1 protein-coding gene and 1 pseudogene are annotated in these 1,485 nt (G+C 69.9%); one reads left to right on the forward strand and one right to left on the reverse strand.

The window, feature by feature from the left end:
• Positions 1 to 506: pseudogene (locus tag APM_RS12380) on the forward strand (hypothetical protein); the annotation flags it as partial.
• A 60-nt stretch (positions 507 to 566) separates the two neighbouring features.
• On the opposite strand, the gene fahA reads toward APM_RS12380, so the two are convergent.
• A partial coding sequence (gene fahA, locus APM_RS12385; protein ID WP_007423720.1) for a fumarylacetoacetase occupies positions 567 to 1,485 on the reverse strand: 919 nt, incomplete at its 5' end.

Here is a 1,485-nt window from a genome sequence, read left to right on the forward strand (position 1 = left end):
GGGCGAAGGAGGGCATCCCCGCGGTCGAGCTCGGCCGCCTCAGCGTCGCCCGCGCGCCGGCCCAGGTGCTCGACCACGCCTTCAGCGAGGTGATCAGCAACTGGACGACCACGACCGCCAGCACCATCATCACCCTGACCGACGGCACGCAGATCACCGTCGCCCAGCTCTACTCGATGTCGGCGGCCGATTTCGCCAACATCGTCGCGACCGACTATGCGGCCGTCACCCGCATCGACTCCCCGCTCGAGAATCTCTCCCTGCTCAAGAACCTGCTCTCCTCCGGCTCGACCGCGCTCACCGGCGTCACCCCGTCGAGCACCGACGATCTCGCGGCGATCTTCCTTGGCTCCGCCTCCGACAAGACGATCGCGATCAGCACCGATACGGTGATCGCGGTCAACACGATCCTCAACCTGCCGCCGCTGACCGACCAGCAGGTGGCCGACATCGCGGCCAAGGCCGAGCTGGTGCGCGACGCGATCCTGACCGGCCACGGCGAATAGCGCGCGGCACCGTCACCCCATCGCGCGGACGCGGGTGATCGCCCCGGCGGTCACCCCGTCTCAGCGCGCATACGGATCGGCGAGGGCGGGCAGCAGCCGGCCCGCGCATTCGCCGAACCCGATCGTGTAGCCATCGCCCGTCGCCGCCCCGCGCAGCGTCACCCTGTCGCCATCGAGGAGGAAGCGGCGCGCCGTCCCGTCATCCAGCGCGACCGGCTCGCGCCCGCCCCAGCTCAGCTCCAGCATCGAGCCGCGGCTGTCCTTCGTCGCGCCGGAAATCGTGCCCGAGCCGAGCAGGTCGCCGGTCCGCATCGGCGCGCCCGCCGTGGTGTGGTGCGCCAGCAGCTGTGCCGCGGAATAATACATCTCGCGATAATTCGTCCGGCTGATCACGCTCTCGGCACCACCCTCCGGCGCAAGCCCGACCTCCAGCGCGATATCGTAGAGCATCGGCCCGTCCTCATGCAGATAGGGCAGCAGCTCGGCCTCGCGCGGCGGCGTCGAAACCCGGAACGGCTCCAGCGCGTCCTTCATCACGATCCAGGGCGAGATCGTCGTCGCCGTCGCCTTCGCCTGGAACGGCCCCAGCGGCTGGGCTTCCCAGGCCTGGATGTCGCGGGCCGACCAGTCGTTCAGCAGCACGTAGCCGAAGATCATCGCGTCCGCCTCGGCCACCGTCACCGGCCGCCCCGCCGCCGAGGGCAGGCCGACCACGGCGCCGAGTTCGAGCTCGAAATCGAACCGGCGCGACGGCGCGAAGACCGGCCGCTCGAACCCGGCCCCCTTCAGCTGCCCCCACGGCCGGTGGAACTCCGTGCCCGACACCACCACCGACGACGCCCGGCCATTATAGCCCACCGGCATGTGCAGCCAGTTCGGCGGCAGCGCGTTCTCCGGCCCGCGGAACAGCGCGCCCACGTTGAAGGCGTGATTCCGCCCGGCATAGAAATCCGTATATTCCGCCACGCGAAATGGCAGA

This window comes from Acidiphilium sp. PM (genome assembly GCF_000219295.1).
Taxonomy (GTDB): domain Bacteria; phylum Pseudomonadota; class Alphaproteobacteria; order Acetobacterales; family Acetobacteraceae; genus Acidiphilium; species Acidiphilium multivorum.